Source organism: Leptospira meyeri (assembly GCF_004368965.1).
In the GTDB taxonomy this organism is placed as follows: Bacteria; Spirochaetota; Leptospiria; order Leptospirales; family Leptospiraceae; genus Leptospira_A; species Leptospira_A meyeri.
On the sequence record NZ_SORO01000001.1, the window covers coordinates 567,729 to 583,985 of the forward strand.

The window sequence follows — 16,257 nt, forward strand, 5'->3', positions numbered from 1 at the left end:
ATTAATAAGTTCCCTTTAATTTCCAAACCTTGGCAACACCGGTTTCTTTTCCGATTAAAGTGACTTTTACATTGCCAGCTCTATGGATGAGAAAACGAACCGGTTCATCTTCTTTTAGTTTTTGGTTGGTTAGAATTTCTTTTTCGATTTCTGTATCTTCCCCAGGTTTTGTATAACTGATTTTTGCCGAGTAAAGATCATCATCGTCTACTTCGTATTCCAAAAACTCGTAATCCTGAACGAGAGATTCGGAAGGTTTTAAAAAGAAAGCACCTACTTCTGCACCGGTCTGTTTTAATTCAAACGAAGAAGTAAGACCATGTGAGTCACGAAACTCTGGTTTGGTGGTTTCTTTCAAACGGTATGGGATCTTTTTTCTTTGTAAAAAATCGACAACAAAGGGAACAGGAGTTCCCACAAACTTTGTGGAATCCAATGGATCATTTACCGACTGGTTGGATTTTTTTTCAGTATTTGGTTCAGTTACAAGTAAATAGATTTTTTCACCGGAATGTGTTTCTTTGCCTGGCCCTGGAATTTGATCAACGATGGTGTCGGCAGGTTCATCACCCACAGCTGGCACATAAGTGATCCCACCAATTTGTAGAGGTACATACACTTCACCAGAAAGTACTTTTTCTAAAATGGCTTTGGCTCTTTTCAGATCCTGGCCTTTGACATCAGGAATCGTAACTCGATCAAATCCAATATTCACAGTGAGATAGAGTTTGGATCCGGCTTCCACTTCCTTACCGGGATCAATGGATTGGGCAAGGATGATCCCATCGGTTTTTTCTGGAATTCTTTGGGTTTCCAATCGGACTTTGAGTTGGAGTCTTTGTAATTCGTTATGGACCTCAATGTAGTTTTTACCAATCACATAAGGCATCATCACCTTTTGTTCTTCCTTGGTTCGTACAACAACGACCATAAAAGCAGCCACAAAAAAAACTAGGAGCCCTAAACCAACAAATAGAACATAACCACTGTAAGGTAGGATTTTTAGAAACTTTTCTTTCACGTAAATGATTCTCCGGCTAAAACCCGCGCCCCATTAAAAAACTCAAATCCTTTCATGGGTTTTTTCCCTTCGGGTTGTAAGGTATCTATACCAAGCAGGTTTCCGTCTCCACAGAGACAGAAAAGCCTTTTTTTCTGGTATAGGAAAAAGGAACCAGGACTGAGGCCCGGTGGAATTGGAACCGGTTCTTCATCCTCTTCTAGGAGAAAGGAGGTAATGAGAATCAGTTTTTTCCCCCGAAATTCGGTCACAGCCAAAGGATCTGGATACAGAGCTCGGATTCGGTTGTGGATGTTTTTTGCCGGTTCCGACCACGTTATGGGGCGGTCACTCGCAGTGATTTTTTTACAGTGGGTCGCTTCGGCTGCATTTTGCGGTTTTGCTACCCAAGGGGATCCTTTAGATTCTAATTCTCGCAAAAGCCGAATGAGTTCAGCTCCCCCTTCCTTTGTAATCGACTGCAAAAGAGAGGCTGTGGTTTCATTACTTTCCACCTTCCAAGATTTTTGAGAAATGATATCCCCTGAGTCTACTTCCTTTGCTAAAAATTGAATCGTAAATCCAGAACTCTCCTCTCCACTCAAAAGAAAACTTTGAACCGGTGAAGCACCGCGGTATTTCGGGAGCAAACTTCCATGTAGATTGATACTTCCGAATTTCGGATCTTGGAACACATTTTCGGGAACAATCGATCCATAAGCATAAACAATATGAACAGGAGAACCGTAAGATAAAATTTGTTTTTGGGCTTCTTCATCAGTTCGGAGTTTCGGTGATTGGATGACAGGGATGCCATTTGCGATTGCAAGTTCCTTTACGGGAGTTGGTGTGATGATTTGTTTTCTACCGACAGGTTTGTCGATATTGGTCACAACAAAATCGACTGTGACTCCAGCATCGATTAAGATAGAAAGTAATTCCTTGGAATGTTCAGGGGATCCAAAGTATCCAATTGAAAGTTTCATATATTTTTCCTATTAAACAAGTTCCAGAGGATCCAAATCATATTCAATATAACATTTGGAATCTGTTTTAAATTTGGTTTTGGCTTCACGTAAAAGTTTACGAAGTGTGGTGATGGATTTTGATTTTAATAAGATATGATACCGAAAGTTATTATCTATCTTATAAAATGGACATTGGCTCGGTCCAAGAAGGGTGATGGACGCATCCATACTTTCTTTTAAAAGTTCAGAATACACTACAGATTGTTTGTTTGCAATTTCTTCGTATTTGGACCGAAAGACAAGTCTCGCCAAACGAGAAAAAGGTGGGTAGAATAAATCCCTTCTAAAATTTAGTTCCCATTCAAAAAAAGCAGGATAGTTTTGTTCCATTGCCATCTTGAGAACAGGGTGTTCGGGATCATTGGATTGGATGAGAACTTCGCCTTTTTTTTCACCCCTTCCTGCCCTTCCCGCCACCTGCGAAATGAGAGAATAGGTTCTTTCGCTACTGCGAAAATCGGGAACTCCTAGACCATGATTGGCATTTAAAATTCCGACAAGAGTGACATTCGCATAATCAAGCCCTTTGGCAATCATTTGGGTTCCGGTAAGAATGTCTAAATTTCCTTCCCCTAACTTTTCGAGTACATCGCGTGTGACTTCTTTATTTTTAGAACTGTCTTGGTCCAAACGTTCGATCCTTGCTTTGGGAAAATGAGAAAGTAAATACTCTTCTAATTTTTGAGTCCCAGCACCAAACAAATCAAGCTCCTCACCATGAATTTGTTTTAAGTTTTGTAAGGTAGATTTGTACCCACAAAGATGGCAACGAACGGTTTTGTCCGAATGGTAACAGAGGGTTGCTGTACATTTCGGACAATGGATGAATTCTTTGGTGGCGGTGGAATAAATAAAGGGATTATAACCCCTGCGATTGAGAAGGATAATGGTTTGCTCTTCTTTTTTCAACCGGTCAGCCACTTTAAATTGTAAATCACCTGATAGAAGTTCGTTATCTTCTTTTTTTTCTGTAATTTCCACTGTAGGCAGAGTCGCTAGAGGATTGGCACGATCCTTTAGTTCGGAATATCCTATCTGACCTACTTTGGCTAAATAATAAATTTCTAGGCTCGGAGTTGCAGAACCTAACAATAACTTACCGCTTGATTTTAGTATTCTTTGCAAGGCGACCTGCCTTGCGTGGTAACGAGGAGAGCCATGTTCTTTGTAAGAACCATCATGTTCTTCATCTAATATGATCAAACTTATGTCAGACAAAGGCGCAAATACAGCAGAACGAGTTCCGATACAAATTCGTTTTCTTCCTTCTTTTAAGTCTAAATAATTTTGAAATTTTTCGGAAGTTCTTAAATGCGAATGTAATACTGCGACTTGGCCAGGAAAAATCCTTTCAATCCTTGTGATGGTAGGATAAGTAAGCGAAATTTCTGGAACAAGAAAAATCACCGATCCTTTTGGTTTTCGCAAAACCTCGGCCATCAGATGCAGATACACTTCTGTTTTTCCACTTCCCGTAATTCCGTATAACAAATGTGTATTGGAATTAACATTTGCGTTAATCTCATCCAAGGCTTTTTTCTGGGAAACATTTAACGGATGCAATAGATCGAATTGGATTTGGACTTGGGTAGGTTTTTCCTGTTTTCTTTTTTTCCCTTTAGGAACCATTAAAAACAGGGCTTCCCCAAGCGAGGACAAGTAGGTATCCGCCATCCAATGAGCCAGTTCGAGTTGTTCTTCCGTAAGAACAGGATCCGAATCAATTTGTTTTAAAATGGAAAGAGTTTCATAATTTGGTTCATTCGAGTGAATCTCAATGACCACACCTTCCCATTCTTTTCCATTTAAGGGAACATGGACGCGGACTCCCCTTGACAAATTTTTTATTTCTTGTGGAATTTCATAAGTGAGGGTTCGACTTTCCCAAGATAGATTGAGGGCCACTTCCGCATATTGGATCATACTAAAGATAAGGTTTTAAGAGAGATAAATGGGAAATAAAACTTTCTTCCAATTCTTGTTTTTCTTTCCCATATTGAAAAAGGTTACTTTCTGAATCCGTTTTTTTGGCCTTTTCACCGAGGAAAACAAGAGCTTCGGGAGATCTTGTTGTGACGATGGGAATGGAAAGTCCAGACAAATCCCATTTTGTTTCTTTACCAAGAAATTCTTTTGCTTTATCGGCACCAAATAGAAGTTTCGCGGATGAGCCTAAAATCACAATCGATTTGATCCCATACTCTTCCACTGTATCTTTTACGTGAAATTTACAGTTTTCCACTCTAGTTTGCCAATCTGTTTCTTTAGAGTCTATATTGGAAAAATTACATGCGGGGTATTCTTGATAATAAAACTCCTCAAAAGAAAATCCAAATACCTTTTGGATGAGTTCTCCCCAACTACTTTCCGTTAGCTTATCTTTGAAAATCTGATTGGGTTTTGTTTTGGTAAATGGTTTTTCTTTAGGAGTGGTCGCTCCAGAATAATGGAGTACAAGGACAGGTTTTCTTCCTTTATGGAGAAACTGCCGTACCCCACTTAGTTTTCCTTGGCAAAGGGTACAAGAAAAATTGACAAGGTCTTTGTTTTTTCTTTGGTTTTCCTTTTGTTGTTTTTTTTGGATTTCAATGGATTCGGGAACCTTCGATTTCCAAGGGAAAACAAAATCATTCGGATCTTGTTCTTCTTGGAACCGGTAAACTGAAACCGATTTGTTTTGGATTAAAAATTTAGTTTCTTTAAGAATGTCCGTAAAACGTTCTAAAATTGATTTTTGATCCATACTAACCTTCGTTCAACTGTTCCACAGATATATTTAAGGAACGTAATTTCCGATACAAATGCGTTCTTTCAATTCCTAAAGCCTTAGACGTTCTTGTCACATTTCCTTCGCAAATTTGCAAGGTTTTGATGATGTATTGGCGTTCGAACTCTTCTTTGGCATGTTTTAAATCCCCACGAGCCACCATTTCATTTGCTTTTTTAAAACCATGGAGGGCTTCCTTTACATCTTTGGCTCGGATGGTATCCCCTGGAACAAGAATACTCAATCGTTCCAAAATATTTCCAAGCTCCCTTACATTTCCCGGCCAAAAATGAGTAGTAAGCGCATCAAGTCCATCTCGATCGATGTTCTTAGGGGAAAGTTTATTTTCTGAAATTGATTTATTCAGATAGTATTCCGCAAGTAAGGGAATATCCAAATTTCTTTCTCGCAATGGAGGTAACTCCAATGGAATGACACTCAAAGCATAATATAAATCTTCACGAAACCGTCCTTCTCTGATGGCTTCTTCCACATTGGAGTTGGTGGCGGCAATGATGCGGACATCAACAGATATTGTATCTTTTCCCCCAACACGTTCCAGTTTTTGTTCTAAGATTACCTTTAATACCTTGGATTGAATGGATAGCGGTAAATCGCAAACCTCATCCAAAAACAAAGTTCCATTTTGTGCCGCTTCCCATTTTCCAATTTTGATTTCTAAAACAGATTGGCTTCCTTGTAATTCCGTTCCAAATAACTCTTGTTCTAAAATTTCTTCGGGAACGGAGGCACAATTGAATTCAATATATGGTTCATTTTTTCTTTTTGAATTTTGGTGGATAGCCCTTGCTGTCAGTTCTTTTCCTGTTCCATTTTCACCAGATATAAAAACACGTGCATTTGTTTGTGCTGCTTGAAAGATAGCAAACTTTACACGTTTGATGGGAGTTGATTCCCCTAAAATTTCATCTACCTCGAGTTGGAACTCAGGAATCTCATGATCCTTGGTTTTCTCTAAAGCAGACTCAATGGTTTGGATGACCTTTTCGATAGAAAGTGGCTTCTCTAAAAAATCAACGGCTCCTTTTTTGGTGGCATTCACTGCAAGTTCGATGGTTCCATGTCCCGAAATCATCACAATCGGCAAACTGGAATATAGTTTTTTGCATTCATCTAAAATAGAAAGACCATCTTCCTTTCCAACCCAGACATCCAGAAGAACTAGCGAAGGCCTTTCTTTGGATAAAGCTTTTAGCAAAGACTTTCCATTGGCAAAATCTTCAACTGCATAATCCTCATCTTCCAAAATTACCCGCAGGGATTTTCTAATTTCTTTTTCATCATCAAGTATATATATCAATTTTTGCATCAGTGACTATCCAAAGGAAGTTCGATTCTAAACTTACAACCACCTAACTTAGAATCTTCGACAACAATGTGTCCGTGGTGATCAATAATGGTCTTTTGAACAATGGCTAAACCAATTCCTGAACCATGGTTTTCCTTTGTGGAAAAGTAAGGTTCAAATATTTTTTCCTTCCATTCTTGTTTCAAACCTGGTCCCGAATCATCAATTTCAATCACGATCGATTTGCGCAGTGCTTTCTTTTGTAATTTAGACATGATTCGAATTTTTTTACGTTTAAGGCTTAAAATATCCATTTCATCTTTGGAATTATCTACAGACTGGATAGCTTCAACAGCATTTTTAATTAAATTATTTACAACACCAAGAAACAATCGTTTATCAAGAAATACTTCGGGAAGATTTTCAGAAAGTTTTAATTCAAACTCAATATCAGTAGTGTCTTTAAAAAGGGCAACAGCCTCTTCCAAAATGGGATTTAGTTTTTGGTTAATGAGAACGGGAACCGGCATTCTCGCAAATTCGCTAAATTCTTTAACAAGATGTTCAAGAACGCGCACTTGACCAATGATCGTATCTGTAGCATCGAAAATAACTGATTCTAGATTTTCAGATTTAGGATTTTGAAATTTTCTTTGGATTCTTTGTGCAGAAAGTTGAATGGGGGTGAGTGGGTTTTTAATTTCATGAGCCATTCGCTGTGCAACTTCTTTCCAAGCCGCAATCCTTTGTGTGTGCATTAGTTCTTCGGATTTTGCATTTAAGTCACTGACCATTTGATTGAAACTATCAATCAAAATCCCCATCTCCCCCTCTTCTGTTTTTTCCAAACGAATATCAGATTCACCTAACGAAACTTTTTTTGTTGCGTTAGCTAAATTAATAATGGGCCGAGATATCCTTCTTGCAAATAAAAAAGAAAACAATATGGCGATCAGAAACATCGCAAAGGAAAAAGAAGCAATGGTGATACGAACACTGAATGGAATTTTTTCCTTCCATAAACTTACCTTTTCATAGGTAGAGGTTGCATTCACAATATTCTGAACATCAGATTCCAAACCCTTGTGAATTCTTTGTCCAACATAAATTTCCATCCCCTGTCCAAGAAAAAATTTACAAAGGATATAGGACCGATCATTTAAATACAAACGACTCACAAAGATTCCGTTTTGTTTCGATTCTGAAAATTCTAATCCTTTAAAATTACGAAACAATCCACGAGATTCAAAACTTAAGTTTCCAGATTCGACAAAACCCAAATAGTATTCGTTTTTCTCGAATAAACCGTTTTGAACACTTTTTTGGAAAACAGAGTATCCGTCTGGTTTTATCCCTTTTAATTTAGAACGCAAAATACTGACTCTGTTGATAAACTCTGATTCAATTTCTTTTTCCTCATTTTGGATGATCAAATTGGCAGAACGGAGCGCATTGGAAATATCCACTCGGTAAAAACCTTCAATCAACCTTCCCGTTAAGTTAGAAGAAAGAATAAAAATAGGCAATGATGGAATAAGGGCAACAAATAGGAAGGCAAGCGTTAGGCGGTAGCGAATTGAACTTCTGATTTTCCCGGTCTCTCGGTTACGTCTATTGCGATAAACGTAACTAAGGATTAGAGAAAGCACAAAAAATGGAATTAAGATGAATACATAAGTATCCAGTTTCGAGAAAAAAGAAATGTCTTCTTCCTGACGAAAAAAAACAAACTCAGAAAAAACCACGGAAACGACTATGGTCAAAAAAAAGATAAATATATCGCGTAGATAATACCGGTTTTCATCCGATAACCTTGGAAGTATTTTAAAGAATCTAAGTGGCATTGGTTTCAAAATTTCGACCAACCAAAGCTTCTAAAGCACGAAGTGCCTCCTCTTCTCCTTTTCCATCCGCTTTGACAAAAAAAATAGACCCTGGACCGAGAGCTAACATCATAAGACCCATGATGGATTTCCCATTGACTTCAATGTCATCTTTAATGACAAAAATTTCACAAGGGAAACTGGCTGCCATCTTTACGAACAAAGATGCGGGCCTTGCATGAAGTCCAGAACTATCTTCTCTAATCTTTAATTGGATTTGTTTCAATGGAACTCTGTTGAATATAAGTATTTAGTTTATTAGAAAATTCTTTAGCGCTATTTTTCCCCATTTTGCGTAATCTCTGGTTCATTGCTGCCGTTTCTACGATGATGGGAATGTTTCTACCTGGTTTGACTGGTATTTCAATGTAAGGGACAGAAACACCTAGGATTTCTTCCATACTTTGTTCGATTCCAGTCCTTTCATATTCACCTGAAGTCTGTTCTTCCCATTCTTTTAAGTTAATGATGAGTTCAATGAGTTTGTGATCTCTTACTGATCCGACACCAAATAGATCTTTGATGTTTAAAATTCCCAACCCTCTAATTTCCATGTGATGACGAAGTAAGTCGGAACAAGATCCTATCAAATAACTTTCGCTTAGGCGGCGAATCTCTACCATATCATCTGCTACGAGTCTGTGACCTCGTTCAATCAACTCAAGTGCAGTTTCACTTTTTCCCACTCCGGAGCGACCAGTAAGTAAAGTTCCGATTCCAAATACTTCAATGAGAACACCATGACGCATCGTACGTGGTGCAAGAGCACGATCTAAAATTTGTGAGATAAGAGTAATGAACCTGTGTGTGGCAATTTCCGTTTTAAAAAGAGGAATCCCTTTGGCCTTTGCTCTTTCTACAAACGGAAGTTGTGGTTCATTCCCATGTGTATAGATGATACAATTCAAATGAAATTCAAAAAACTTTTCTGTAATTTCATGCAGTTTATCTTCTGCAAGAGAGTTCAGATAGGCCCATTCTCCTTTGCCTAAAATCTGAATGCGATCGTTGGCAAAAAAATCAAAAAAACCAGTAGGCGATAGTCCTGGGCGATTGATTTCTGCATTATTGATCCGATTGGAAAGCCCGGCTTCACCAGTCACTAAAACCAATTGAAGGTCTTCGTGGTCCCTTAGAATTGTATCAACCGTGATCCCTGGAACTGGCATTGGATTACCCCTTTAAAGAACTGATCCTTTTTCTTTCGTTGGAAGGAAGGATTCTCAAGACCTTTCTATACTTTGCAACTGTTCGACGTGCAATTTCAATTCCTTTTTTCTCCATGAGTTCAACTATATCTTGATCAGACAAAGGATTGTTTTCATCTTCATCTTTTACCAAATTACGAATGATCTCGTGAATTTTTTTGGAGCTCTCCTTTCCACCTTCTGCTGACTTCACTCCGGAGGAAAAAAACCATTTGAGTTCGAAAATTCCCCAAGTGGTTTGGATATATTTATTTGTTGTTATACGAGAGATTGTAGATTCATGTAAATTAAGTTTTTCCGCTACTTCCTTTAAAGTAAGTGGCTTTATAAACCCGATCCCACCCCGAAAAAAATCCACTTGAAAGTCAATTATACAACTTACTACGCGTTGTAAGGTCTGTCTTCTTTGTTGGATGGAACGAATGAGCCACTGAGCCGAACTATATTTTGTTTGGAAATATTCTTTTTCTTTTGGTGGGAGTTTTTGATTCAAAAGTTCTCTGTATTCTTCTTGGATAGAAAGTTTGGGTAACCATTCGTCGTTAATGAATATATTAAATTCATTTCCAACTGCTTTGACAACCACATCAGCAACTACATAATCAATTTTTCTTCCTTGGTATGTTGTGGCAGGGTATGGTTCTAATTTTTTGATTAACCTTGCTAAAACTAGGATCTCTTCTTCTGTGATTTTAAGATTTTTTGCAATTTTTTTATAATCTACTTTTTCTAGATCCGATAAAAACTCTCCAATCAATTGATGCAAAAGAACATTATCAGGAAAAAGAATCTTCCCTTGGATGAGAAGTGTCTCTTGCATATCTCTTGCACCAATACCAATGGGATCAAGTTCGTTGATAACTTGTAATACACGCCGCACCTTTGTTTCGGAATAACCCATTTCTTTAGAAACGATGGTCAAATCGTCGGTGATAAATCCCTTTTCGTCAATCATACTGATCAGGACTTCGCCAATTTCAAACTCTAATTTTGTGAGTTTGATTAGTCTTAATTGATTTAACAGATGCTCTTCTAATGTTTCTCCACGAGTTGAGGATTCGATGTATTTTTGATTTCTATCGCTTGCTTCCGTATCATAAGAACGTGGCCCCTCTAAAGAATAAGAATCTTGCCAATTGACATCAGTACTTTTTTCATGATTCAATTTTTCTAATCGTTTTACTTCGTCGATGGAAAACAGTTCAGGCATTTTTGTTTTTTCATCAACCCCAACTTCATCCAACAATGGATTTTCCAAAAGTTCATTTTGGATTTTATCAGAGAGTTCTAACGTGGATAAAGATAATAATTCAATGGACTGACGTAAGTCCTGGGTCATCACCAATTTCTGCGTTTGGCGTTGTGAAAGTGAAGCCCCGAGTTTCATTTATAGCTTAAAATCCTCACCCAAATAAATCCGTCTGGTTTCTGGATCACTAATTAAGTCATCTGCTGTTCCAGAGATGAGAATTCGACCACTATACATGATGTAGGCTCTGTCAGTAATTTTTAATGTTTCTCTAACGTTATGGTCAGTAATTAAAATTCCAAGACCACGTTCTTTTAAAGATTGAATGACATTTTGAATGTCTTTCACAGCAATTGGATCCACTCCAGCGAATGGTTCATCCAAAAGAATAAAATCTGGATTTGTCACAAGTGCACGTGCAATTTCACAACGCCGTCTTTCACCACCAGACAATGTGTATCCTTTTTGGTTGGCCACTCGCATGATCTGTAACTCCATTAGGAGTTCGTCCCGACGACGAATGATTTCATCCCCTGGAAGATTCATAGTTTCCAAAATAGCTTCTAAATTTTCAGCAACTGTCAGTTTACGGAAAATACTTGCTTCCTGTGCCAAATAACCAACACCCATCCTAGCCCGTATATGCATGGGAGCTTTTGTGAGATCTTCATTATCAATAAAAACATGGCCTTCATCGGGAGTCACAAATCCAACACTCATGTAAAAGCTGGTAGTTTTGCCGGCACCATTGGGACCGAGAAGTCCCACAATTTCTCCTTTTCGAATATAAAAACTAACGCCATCAACAACCTTTCGTTTATTATATATTTTAACTAAATTTTCCATCCGAAATGTTTTTACATTTGGATCTATTCCTAGTTTCTGCGTTTGTGTTTGAGTTTTACTTTTTTTCGCCATTCGGTATTACCTTAAGCCCATCTGTTAGATACGCTTTGTCCGATTTAGGAAAGAGAATGATCTTCCCAGCAGAGACCTTTGTATTGTCTTTTACAAGAGTCGGATTTCCTTCTAAAACTAATTCATCTCGTTTTTCAAAATATGTTGCGAATTCTCCAGTCGCAGTAGCTGTTTGTGTTTCTACTTCCACATTGCCTCTTGCCACTGTTTCAAAACGCTCATCAAACCTTTCCAAAAAGACGGCGGTTAACTTCCCCCGTTCATTGAATTCTTTTTTGTCCAAAAAAAGAATTTGAGGATTTTCTGTCAGATACGAATATCCTTTCTCTTTATCATAAGACAAGAATCCACCTTCCATTCGGTAAGCGTTTTCTCTGTCTAAATAACTTACGTTTCCTGTTGCTTTAATATCTTTATTATTTCGACGGCTTTCTAAAAGATTGGCTTTAAACTCAGAATTCTTACGATACATAAAGGCATCCCCACTCATGGATGTCATTGTTTCCTTTCCTTTGTTTTTATGAGTTAAGGTCTTTCCCGTAAACAAAGTCACAACGCGTTCTTTTGTTGTAGTATCTTTCTCTTTATCTTTTTTGTTTTCATAAGACACTTGGTAGATGGTAGCGTCTCCATCCAATTGAATGCTTCCTTCCTTTACAAAATAAGAAAGGGTTTGGCCAATTAGAAATCTATTTTCTGAAAACAAAAATGGTTCCCCAGCTAAATCAATTCGATCCTCTTTTTCAGAAAAAACAGCATCTTCACCAAACACTTGGAATTCGTCGGAGGTCACTACAACCTTACCAGCTAAATTCGTTTTTGCTTCTTCTAAATACCGAACAATGGATTGGCATTGGATTTTGACGACTTTACCGTCTTTTTTCTGCAAAAGAACTGGATTATTTTCCAAACTTACCGTTCCACCTATTTTATTATAAATCCCTTTGGTAGCCGTCAAGGTAACTCCATTTTGAAAGTCTTCCACAACCACCTGACCTTTTAAATTTCCGATGAGAGCATCTTCTCCAATGATTTCGATTTCACGTGCACTCAGCTTGATGGTTTTATGCATAATATAAGCACCTCCACCTAAAATAAAGACCTTCATAGGGATTCCGTTGATGGTTCGTTCTTCCTGAGTAAGACTGCTCCCTCCCCAAAGTACTGGGATTTTATCCTTTTTATCTTTTTTCTTATCTGTCGAAAAGAATGAATCTTCTTTTTTCAGAAGATCCTCCGAACCGTATAACACCGGTATTGGTGAAGAATTCGCAGAAAGTAAAGAAAATGAAAAACTGAAAAATACGATTACCTTTTTCATTGTTTTTCCTTAAGCGGATTACTTCCACCAACAGTTACAGCTTTGGGTTGAATGATGGTAAATTTATTCAATCCTTTGTCTGCGCGAAGTCCCTTTCCTCTAATGGTTGTACCATCAGAATATACCAAGACGTCTTCTTCTGAAGATAAAGTTTTTTCATCCAAATTGTAAGTTAAGGATTCTGATTCTATGAATTTCCCATCATTGGTTTTGAGTCTCACCTTTCCACTTAAGATAACCGTTTTTGTCGAGTGATTGATCTCACCGCGATCTCCAGTCATTGCAGAAGTGGCATTTCCCTTTTCATATTGTTTGAATTCGAATCCGTAGATGATGGTTTTATTTTCCTTTGGGAAAATATAAGATTCTTCGCCTTTGAGTTTCCATTCCAATTCTCCCGAATCTTTATAAGAAGAACGAGAAAAATGACGCATTGAAACCATGGAACCAGATTCTTTTTCCACATCAATGCGAAGGTATTCCTTATCTTTGCAATTGATCATTGCCAAAAGAAAAATCGGAATCATCACCCTTCGTATCATAAAAGATACTCTAGGCCTCTAAAAATTTGGTTTTAACCAAACGATCAAGTTCGAGAAGTTGTGTTAAAAGATTTTTTGCCTTAGCTAATGGAAACTGTGTGGTGGCGTCCGATAGTGCTTTTTCTGGATCGGGGTGAACTTCCATAAAAAGTCCTTCCACACCAACAGAAACTGCCCCACGCACCATGTGAGGAATGAATTCACGAACCCCACCAGTAATATTTCCTGCTGCTCCCGGAAGTTGTGCGGAATGGGTTGCATCAAAAACAATCGGAATCCCATGTTTATGCATCATAGGAATCCCACGTAGGTCAAACACCAAGTTTCCATAACCGAAACTGGCTCCCCTTTCGGTTACCATGTACTTCTCTGAACCAGATTCTTGAATTTTTGTTTTAATATGACGAGTGTCATCTGGTGCCATAAATTGGCCCTTTTTTACATTCACCCATTTTCCGGTTTCCGCCGCTTTCGCAATGAGATCGGTTTGGCGGCTAAGGAAAGCTGGAATCTGAAAGATATCAACTGTGTCTTTTAAAGGATCTACTTGGATGGTTTCATGGATGTCGGTAAGCACTGGAACATTGTATTTGTTTTTGATAAAATCTAGAAGTTTTCTTCCTTCTTCTAGACCCGGACCCCTGTAAGAATTAATAGAAGAGCGATTGGCTTTATCAAAGGAAGATTTAAAAATATAAACAATCCCCAAGTCATCACAAATGGCTTTCATCTCTCCACAAACTCGGTCGAGTAAATCTTTGTTTTCCATCACACATGGTCCGGAAATTAAAAAGAAGGGATTTCGACCCCCGATTTTTTTACCGAAAAATTCTCTTTCTTCAATTAAATCGTACATCTTAATCCTCCGTTTTTTTAGCTAGTTTTGATGCTGCTCGAATGAATCCAGCAAACAGTGGATGTGGGTCTGTTGGTTTGGATTGAAATTCTGGATGGAACTGAACTCCTACAAACCATGGATGATTTGCCACTTCGACAATTTCCGCCAAACTCCCGTCAGGCGAAAATCCAGTCAAATTCATTCCTTTTTTCTCAAAGTCATCTTTATAACGCAAAGTGAATTCAAATCTATGTCTATGTCTTTCAGAAATTCGTTCTGCCTTGTATTCCGAATAAGCAAGACTTCCCTTTTTCACGATACAAGGATAAGCTCCAAGGCGCATGGTTCCGCCCATACGTTCGATTTCTTTTTGTTCTTCTATCATAGAAATCACAGGGTATTCTACATTGGGTTTAAATTCTGTAGAGTTCGCATCTTTGAAACCCAGTACATTTCTTGCAAATTCTATGACAGCACATTGCATCCCGAGACAAATTCCAAAAAACGGAATTTGTTTGGTTCTTGCATAATGAATCGCCGCAATTTTTCCTTCTATCCCACGTTCACCAAATCCACCCGGAACCAAAACTCCGTGCACACCTTTTAAGTGTTCTTTGATATTTTTAGAATCAATATCTTCCGGATTGATCTTGATCACATTCACTTCAACATCGTTGGCAATGCCACCATGAGCGAGTGATTCATAAACCGAACGATAAGCATCTTGCAAAGAAATATACTTTCCAATTAACGCAACTTTTACGGTCTTTTTCGTATTACGAATTTTTTTAACCATATTTTCCCACTGGGAAAAATTGAGTTTTCGAAGGTCCATACCAAGGGCATTCAAAACCACTTCATCTAATTTGTCTTCCCGGTACATGAGAGGAATTTCGTAGATTGAAGTATCAATATCAACAGCAGAGATTACGTTTTGTTCTTTTACGTTACAAAAGAGAGAAATTTTATTTTTCATCTCTTTGGACATTGGTTTGTTGATTCGACAAATTAAAATATCTGGTTGGATTCCAAGAGCTAGTAATTCTTTCACCGAGTGTTGAGTCGGTTTGGTTTTGGCTTCGCCGGCTGCTGTAATGGTTGGGACAAGAGTTAGATGCAAAAACAACACTTGGTTTGCACCATGTTCGTAACGCATTTGTCTAATGGCTTCGAGAAAGGGAACAGACTCAATGTCTCCTACCGTCCCACCAATTTCCACAATCACAAAGTCTGTTTCTTGGTCACGGGTTAGGTTATAAATTCGATTACGAATTTCATTGGTGATATGTGGTACAACCTGAACGGTTCTTCCTAAATAATCGCCTTTTCTTTCTCTTTCAATTACCGCGTGATAAATTTGTCCCGTGGATACGGAATTTTTTCTAGAAAATTTAGATTTTGTAAACCGTTCGTAATATCCTAAATCTAAATCGGTTTCAGCTCCGTCTTCGGTTACATACACTTCCCCATGTTGGTACGGACTCATTGTACCTGGGTCAATGTTGATATAGGGATCCATTTTTTGTAAAGAGACGGTATAACCCCTGGCTTCTAACAAACAACCTAGAGCTGCAACGGTAACGCCTTTTCCCAAAGAAGAGGAAACGCCACCGGTAATAAAAATATATCTGGTCTTGGACAAAATGGACCTCAAAAAAGAATGTTTTTTACAGAGTGGTGGGATTTGGGTCCAAAATCAATACGTTTAGGAAGGAGATTTGGCTTTTTCTAAAATCTTGGTTGTCGATTTTCCTGAGACAAAGGGTAAAATTTGAATATCCGCTCCCATCTCTTTTAAAATTTGGTATTCCGGCAGGGTTTCCACTTGGTAGTCTCCACCTTTGGAATGGACGGAAGGTTTTACCTTTTTTAGGATTTCGAGAGGAGTATCCTCGGCAAACGAGGAAACAAAATCCACTGAGGAAAGAGCGGCAAGGACAATCATTCTGTCTTCGCAAGAATTGATGGGGCGAGTCTCCCCTTTTAGTCGCCTAACACTGGCATCTTCATTGACTCCAATCCAGAGTAAATCTCCTAAATCACGAGCCTGCGCTAAATAACTCACATGACCCGGGTGTAAAATATCAAAACATCCATTTGTAAATACAATGCGTTTTCCCTCCAAAGTTTTTCTTTTGGATTCAATCTGGTCGGAGGGAATGATTTTTGAATTTAAATTTTCGTAGAAACTCAT

15 protein-coding genes are annotated in these 16,257 nt (G+C 38.2%); all 15 read right to left on the reverse strand.

Annotation, left to right across the window (positions count from 1 at the left end; all coding sequences use genetic code 11):
• Position 1: 1 nt before the first annotated feature.
• Positions 2-1,021: a PASTA domain-containing protein gene (locus tag CLV96_RS02690; protein ID WP_004789043.1), complete on the reverse strand. Its 1,020-nt coding sequence runs from the start codon at positions 1,019-1,021 to the stop codon at positions 2-4.
• The gene (gene fmt / locus CLV96_RS02695; RefSeq protein WP_004788671.1) at positions 1,018-1,986 is read right to left on the reverse strand and encodes a methionyl-tRNA formyltransferase; all 969 of its coding nucleotides are present in this window, start codon (positions 1,984-1,986) and stop codon (positions 1,018-1,020) included. The genes CLV96_RS02690 and fmt overlap by 4 nt, the downstream gene beginning before the upstream one ends.
• 12 nt (positions 1,987-1,998) lie before the next feature.
• The gene (priA, locus tag CLV96_RS02700) at positions 1,999-3,951 is read right to left on the reverse strand and encodes a replication restart helicase PriA (RefSeq protein WP_004788777.1); all 1,953 of its coding nucleotides are present in this window, start codon (positions 3,949-3,951) and stop codon (positions 1,999-2,001) included.
• 1 nt (position 3,952) lies between these two features.
• Positions 3,953-4,771, reverse strand: a complete 819-nt coding sequence (locus CLV96_RS02705) for a hypothetical protein (RefSeq protein ID WP_004788947.1) — start codon at positions 4,769-4,771, stop codon at positions 3,953-3,955.
• A 1-nt stretch (position 4,772) separates the two neighbouring features.
• Entirely contained in the window at positions 4,773-6,125 is a 1,353-nt protein-coding gene (locus tag CLV96_RS02710) for a sigma-54-dependent transcriptional regulator (protein WP_004788511.1), read from the reverse strand.
• Positions 6,125-7,948: an LIC_11548 family sensor histidine kinase gene (locus CLV96_RS02715; RefSeq protein WP_004789104.1), complete on the reverse strand. Its 1,824-nt coding sequence runs from the start codon at positions 7,946-7,948 to the stop codon at positions 6,125-6,127. Before CLV96_RS02715 ends, CLV96_RS02710 begins: the two co-directional genes overlap by 1 nt.
• Complete coding sequence (locus CLV96_RS02720) at positions 7,938-8,213, reverse strand: HPr family phosphocarrier protein (RefSeq protein ID WP_040917647.1); 276 nt, start codon at positions 8,211-8,213, stop codon at positions 7,938-7,940. Before CLV96_RS02720 ends, CLV96_RS02715 begins: the two co-directional genes overlap by 11 nt.
• Positions 8,188-9,156, reverse strand: a complete 969-nt coding sequence (hprK, locus tag CLV96_RS02725) for an HPr(Ser) kinase/phosphatase (RefSeq protein WP_134151843.1) — start codon at positions 9,154-9,156, stop codon at positions 8,188-8,190. The genes CLV96_RS02720 and hprK overlap by 26 nt, the downstream gene beginning before the upstream one ends.
• Before the next feature lie 4 nt (positions 9,157-9,160).
• Positions 9,161-10,582, reverse strand: coding sequence for an RNA polymerase factor sigma-54 (gene rpoN / locus CLV96_RS02730; RefSeq protein ID WP_004788472.1), 1,422 nt, complete (start codon positions 10,580-10,582; stop codon positions 9,161-9,163).
• Entirely contained in the window at positions 10,583-11,290 is a 708-nt protein-coding gene (lptB, locus tag CLV96_RS02735; RefSeq protein ID WP_035983849.1) for an LPS export ABC transporter ATP-binding protein, read from the reverse strand.
• A 55-nt stretch (positions 11,291-11,345) separates the two neighbouring features.
• Positions 11,346-12,683: an LptA/OstA family protein gene (locus tag CLV96_RS02740; protein WP_004788703.1), complete on the reverse strand. Its 1,338-nt coding sequence runs from the start codon at positions 12,681-12,683 to the stop codon at positions 11,346-11,348.
• Positions 12,680-13,225, reverse strand: coding sequence for an LPS export ABC transporter periplasmic protein LptC (lptC, locus tag CLV96_RS02745; RefSeq protein WP_040917645.1), 546 nt, complete (start codon positions 13,223-13,225; stop codon positions 12,680-12,682). Before lptC ends, CLV96_RS02740 begins: the two co-directional genes overlap by 4 nt.
• A 10-nt stretch (positions 13,226-13,235) precedes the next feature.
• Positions 13,236-14,081, reverse strand: coding sequence for a 3-deoxy-8-phosphooctulonate synthase (gene kdsA / locus CLV96_RS02750; RefSeq protein WP_004789216.1), 846 nt, complete (start codon positions 14,079-14,081; stop codon positions 13,236-13,238).
• A 1-nt stretch (position 14,082) separates the two neighbouring features.
• On the reverse strand, positions 14,083-15,705 hold the full coding sequence (locus CLV96_RS02755) for a CTP synthase (protein ID WP_004789023.1): 1,623 nt from the start codon (positions 15,703-15,705) through the stop codon (positions 14,083-14,085).
• 63 nt (positions 15,706-15,768) lie between these two features.
• Positions 15,769-16,257 carry a D-glycero-beta-D-manno-heptose 1-phosphate adenylyltransferase gene (gene rfaE2 / locus CLV96_RS02760; RefSeq protein WP_004788552.1) on the reverse strand — a complete coding sequence of 163 codons (489 nt, stop codon included), beginning with the start codon at positions 16,255-16,257 and terminating at the stop codon, positions 15,769-15,771.